The organism is Halomonas sp. BC04 (assembly GCF_000568385.1).
Genome location: NZ_AZQX01000185.1, coordinates 1 through 5,701 on the forward strand (window position 1 = coordinate 1; position 5,701 = coordinate 5,701).

Below are 5,701 nucleotides of genomic sequence, written 5' to 3' on the forward strand. Positions count from 1 at the left end.
TGGCTGGTGGCACTGCCGCCCCTGCGTGGCGGTCAGAAGGCCGGCTGTCCACGGTGTGGGCACACGCTGGCCACGCGACACCATCGGCCGGCCCAGCGCAGCATGGCCCTGGCCGTATCGGCGCTCATTGCGCTGATGCTGGCGGCCTCCTTTCCGTTCGTCAGCTTCAGCGTGGGCGGCATCGGCAACAATATCGAACTCTCCCAGACCGCCACGACACTGATCGGCTTCCATCAGCCCCTTGTGGCGATCGCCGTGATCATGACCATCCTGGTCCTGCCCGCCGTCTACCTGCTGGGGGTGATCTGGCTGCAGTTCGGGCTGCTGCGTGGCGAACCGCTGGCGGCCAGCCGGAGTATCGCCCGGTCGCTCTCCCACCTGCACCCCTGGATGATGGCGGACGTCTTCATCATCGGCGCCTGGTCAGCCTGATCAAGATCGCCGGCATGGCCCAGATCGAACTCGGCGTCTCCTTCTGGGCTTTCTGTGCTTTCGCCATTCTGCTGCTGTCTACCACCCAGTCCCTCGACTCGGACTGGATGTGGTTCTCTCTCAGCGGTGAGCCCCTGGCCCCGGAGGGAGCCCAGTCGGGCCGCACCGCATCCTCCCAGGGCTTGACCGGCTGCCCCACCTGCGGCCTGGTCAACCGGCTCTCACCACAGGGAAAAACCCACTGTCGACGCTGTGATGAGCGACTGCACGCCCGCATGCCGCATAGCCTGCAGCGAACCTGGGCTCTGCTGGCGGCCGCCACGGTGATGTACCTGCCGGCCAATCTCTATCCGATCATGACCACCACCAGCCTGGGACACTCCACGCCATCCACCATCATTGGCGGTGTCGTGGAGTTGATCCAGATGGGCTCCTGGCCGATCGCCGCCGTGATCTTCACCGCCAGTGTAATCGTACCGGTGGGCAAGCTGGTGGCACTGATATGGCTCTGCCTGGTGGTCAAGCGCAGCGACGAGCTCAATGCAGGCACTCGAACGCGGCTCTATCGCCTCACCGAATTCATCGGTCGCTGGTCCATGGTCGACGTCTTCGTGGTGGCCATTCTGGTCGCCTGATTCGCGCCGGGTCGCTGATGTCCATCACCCCGGGGCCCGCCGCCCTGGCCTTTGGCAGCGTTGTGGTATTGACCATGCTGGCCGCCATGACCTTCGACCCACGCCTGATCTGGGACACGCCGCCGTCGCGTGAGACCCGCGACCCGCAAGGAATCTCCCAATGAGCGAGCCCTCCCGCGAACCCGATACCCGGGACATGCACCGTGCCAGGCCTTCACCGCAGGCACGGCTGTCACCAATCTGGATCGTGCCCATCGTTGCCATCGTGATCGGCCTATGGCTGGTGTACGACAACTACCGGAGTCGCGGACCGCTGATCACGCTGACCATGTCCACCGCCGAAGGCATCGAGGCCGGCAGTACACTGATCAAGACCCGCAACGTTGAGGTGGGGCGCGTGGAACGGGTACAGCTTTCCGACGACCTGACCCATACCGTGATCTCCGCACGCATGGCACCGGACTCGGAGGCCATGCTGACCGAGGGCAGTCGCTTCTGGGTGGTCAAGCCGCGCATCGGCCGGGAAGGCATCAGCGGCCTGGGCACTGTGCTTTCCGGCGCTTTCATCCAACTGCAGCCCGGCAGGGGCGAGCCAGGCGTCAGGCAGTTCGAGGTGAGTGACCAGCCCCCGGTGGCCCCGGCAGATGCCGCCGGCGTTCGCGTCAACCTGATCAGCCAACTGGGCAACTCGCTACGCCCCGGCGACCCTGTCACCTTCCAGGGTTATACCGTAGGTCGCGTGGAGGAAGTCGTCTTCGATGCGGACGCCCGTCGCATGGACCAGCGCATCTTCATCGAGAGCCCTTATGACCGGCTGGTCACCGACACCACGCGATTCTGGTCAGCCAGCGGCATCGACCTGCGGCTGGACGCCGACGGCATCCGGGTCAACGTCGAGTCCCTGGAGGCGCTGCTGGGAGGCGGGGTGACCTTCGGTGTCCCGGAGGACCTGCCTCGCGGCAACCCGGTGGCGGACGATACCACCTTCAACCTCTACCCCGATGAGGACAGCGCTCGCCAGGGCACCTTCAACCGCTATCTGGAGTATGTGCTACTGGTGGAGGACACCGTTCGCGGCCTGTCCCGAGGAGCTCCGGTGGAGTTTCGCGGGGTACGCATCGGCACGGTGGCGGCTGTACCGTGGCAGTTTACCGCTTCACAGCCGGAAAACCGTGACAGCTTCTCGATCCCGGTGCTCATCCGCATCGAGCCCCAGCGGCTGGGGGTCGAGAATCAGGCGGTGGATCTCGAAGAGTGGGAGCAGCGATTCCGGCGCCTCTTCGATAATGGCCTGCGCGCCTCTCTCAAGTCGGGCAACCTGCTCACAGGGGCGATGTTCGTGGATATCAACTTCCACCGGGACGAGGCTGACAACTATGTGGCGGAAACCTTCAGCGACCGAACCGTCTTCCCGATCACTTCGGCCGGTTTTGCCAGATCGAATCCCAGGTGACCAGCCTGCTGACCAAGCTCAACAATCTGGATATCGAGCCGCTGCTCACCGGAATGGATCGCAACCTGACCGCGTCGGAGGCCATGCTCAGCGAAGTTCGCGAGCTGAGCTCTTCCTTACAGTCCCTGCTCGACGATCCCGGCACCCGCAGCTTGCCGAGCAACCTCAACGCAACCCTCGTGGCCCTGCAGGAGACGCTGGATGGCATTTCGCCGGACTCCAATGCCTATCGCGAGTTGACCGGCGCCGCCGAGCGGCTCGAGCGCCTGATGCGAGACCTCCAGCCGGTCACCCGGACGCTCAACGAGAATCCACGCGCGCTGCTGTTCGACAGCCTGGATACCGACGATCCACAACCCCGCGCACCGAGACGCAACTGAACAGGAAGCCTGACATGTATTTCGTGACCTCCAGAATTGCGCAACGGAGCCATGCATGAGGATATTGCCTGCCGTTATCGTTCTGGCACTGCTGCTCGGCCTGAGCGGCTGCGCCACCAGCACAACGCCGGCCAATCGCTTCATGCTGCCCGACAGCCAGGCCGCCCCCACCGGCGGGAGCGGTGCTGAACATGTGCTGTTGGTACGTGCCCCGCGCCTGGCCCACTACCTGGACGTGGACGGCATCGTGCTGCAGCTCGACGACATCAGCCTGAATGCGGCACGCCAGCACCTCTGGGCCGAGCCGCTGGGACGCCAGCTCGAGCGAGGCATGCGGGCGCGACTTGGCGAGCGCCTGGGCGACACCCGCGTCCTGCGCGACGATGGCGGCCACCGGGAGCCGGATGCGCTGTTCCTGCGCCTCGAGGTCGACCGCTTTCAGGGCCGCCACGACGGCCTGGCAGTAGCCAGCGGCCAGTGGCAACTGCTGGCAGCGGACGGGGCCCTGGTCGCCATGGAGAACTTCCGCGCCGAGACGGAGCTCGACGACGACGGCTACCCCGCCCTGGTCAGGGCCCTGGGAAGGAGCTGGGACCAGGTGGCCGATGAGATCGCCGAAACCATAAGACGCCACCGATGAGGCGACGAGTGCGCTACGCTAGGAGTCTGTCGGATTTGACCGATCGTCGCGAGAGATTTGGATTTCGAGACAAGTTTATCGATCTGGTGAGGCGAATAGCCCGCTATTTAACGAATCAGATCGAATGAAATTGGCCGAAAGACCGGATCTCGCAGTAGATCAGCGTTAAGTCCGATAGGCTCCTAGTAGCGTACTGCCGAGCGCAGGATCCAACAGGGACAGTATAATGAGTGAAACCACCCTTTCGCAGGACGAGGTGCTGGCGTTGCAGGCAAAGGCACGTAAGCTCGAATCGAACCTGATGGCTGCGATGGACAGCGAGCCGGCCACGGCATCGGCCCCACTGCTGGCGGCCAGCCAGGCGTTGGCCGAACTGCAGGAGCAGCTGCGACAGCACCCGGATATCGCGCTGCCGATGCTGGGGCGCCTCGAACGGGGCATGATCCGCCTGGCCGGGGAGCGCTATCGCAGCGGCGCCTGTGACCATCTTGATCAAGAGATGCAGCAAGCCTTTATAGACCGTTTCGCCCAGCGGCTCACCCTGCTCGACGGCATCGGTCCCGTCAGCGCGAGAGCCCTCTTCGTTCACGGGATCTGCGACCTCGAGCAGCTGAAGGCACTGAAGCCGGAAGCGCTCGATCAGGTCGAAGGGCTCAACGCCGCGACCCGGGCTCGTATCAAGCAGAACCTCCCGTGACCAGCGGCGGAGAAGGTCGTGCCGACAAGCCATCTGTCGAGAAAACAACGCAGTGGCGACGGAACAAGCTGCGCATCTGCCAATGCTGTGGCATAATGCGCCCTCGCGGCAACCTGTAGTCCCTCCTGCCGCGCCCTGAACCGAATTTTACACGCCTTGGCCCGGGACTGGTCATGTGCAATACGCACATGGCACGGCGGAGGCGTATCTGCGGAGACCGCATGACCTTTTCCGAACTCGGCCTGCGTGCCGAACTGCTCCGTGCTGTCGAGGCACAGGGCTACACGATTCCGACCCCCATTCAGCGCCAGGCGATTCCTGCCGTTCTCAATGGTGGCGACCTGCTGGCCAGCGCCCAGACCGGAACCGGCAAGACAGCCGGCTTCACCCTGCCGATGCTGCAGCGTCTGGCGGAAGGCCCCCGGCCCGGCAAGCGCCAGATTCGCGCACTGATCCTGACGCCGACCCGCGAGCTGGCAGCCCAGGTGGGCGAAAGCGTGGCCGACTACGGTCGCCACCTGACCCTGCGCTCCCACGTGATCTTCGGCGGCGTAGGCCAGCAACCCCAGGTGGATGCCATCCGCCCCGGCCTGGACGTGCTGATCGCCACGCCCGGCCGCCTGCTCGACCTGCACCAGCAGAAGCACGTGGACCTCTCCCACGTCGAGATCCTGGTGCTGGACGAAGCCGATCGCATGCTGGACATGGGCTTCATCCACGACATCAAGAAGATCCTGCGCGTGCTGCCCGAGAAGCGCCAGAACCTGCTGTTCTCGGCCACTTTCTCCAACGAGATCCAGGCGCTGGCCGGAAAGCTGCTCGACAACCCGGCCATGATCGAGGTGGCGCGGCGCAACACCACCGCCGAGACCGTCGACCAGTCGATCTATCGCGTCGATCGGGAGAAGAAGCGTGAGCTGCTGGCCCACCTGATCACCCGTCACAGCTGGAACCAGGTGCTGGTCTTCACCCGCACCAAGCATGGCGCCAACCGGCTGGCCGAGCAGCTTTCCAAGCAGGACATCCCTGCCATGGCGATCCACGGCAACAAGAGCCAGTCGGCCCGCACCAAGGCCCTGGCCGCCTTCAAGACCGGGGACCTGCAGGTATTGGTGGCGACCGACATCGCGGCGCGCGGCCTGGATATCAACGAACTGCCCCACGTGGTCAATTTTGAACTGCCCAACGTGGCAGAGGACTACGTGCACCGTATCGGCCGCACCGGCCGAGCCGGCAGCGACGGTCAGGCCGTCTCGCTGGTGTGCGTCGACGAGCATGGCCTGCTGAAGGGCATCGAGCGGCTGATCAAGCGCGACCTGACCAAGCATATCGAGCCCGGCTTCGAGCCCGACCCCAACGCCAAGCCCGAGCCCATCGAGAATGGTCGCGGCGGACGCGGTGGCCGCTCTGGCGGTCAGGGGCAGCGCGGTAACGGCGGTAACAACAGCGGTAGCCGCGGTGCCG

Annotated in this window: 3 protein-coding genes and 2 pseudogenes; all 5 read left to right on the top strand. The window is 64.8% G+C overall.

What is annotated here, in order from left to right:
* Positions 1 to 1,231 (top strand): annotated as a pseudogene (locus tag Q427_RS13240) (PqiA/YebS family transporter subunit); the annotation flags it as partial.
* Positions 1,228 to 2,900: pseudogene (gene pqiB / locus Q427_RS13245) on the top strand (intermembrane transport protein PqiB). The pseudogenes Q427_RS13240 and pqiB, both read left to right, overlap by 4 nt.
* Positions 2,901 to 2,955: 55 nt before the next feature.
* Entirely contained in the window at positions 2,956 to 3,540 is a 585-nt protein-coding gene (locus Q427_RS13250) for a PqiC family protein (protein ID WP_043514599.1), read from the top strand.
* 226 nt (positions 3,541 to 3,766) lie between these two features.
* Positions 3,767 to 4,237 carry a helix-hairpin-helix domain-containing protein gene (locus tag Q427_RS13255; RefSeq protein ID WP_043514601.1) on the top strand — a complete coding sequence of 157 codons (471 nt, stop codon included), beginning with the start codon at positions 3,767 to 3,769 and terminating at the stop codon, positions 4,235 to 4,237.
* Positions 4,238 to 4,458: 221 nt separating this feature from the next.
* A partial coding sequence (locus Q427_RS13260; protein ID WP_051496361.1) for a DEAD/DEAH box helicase occupies positions 4,459 to 5,701 on the top strand: 1,243 nt, incomplete at its 3' end.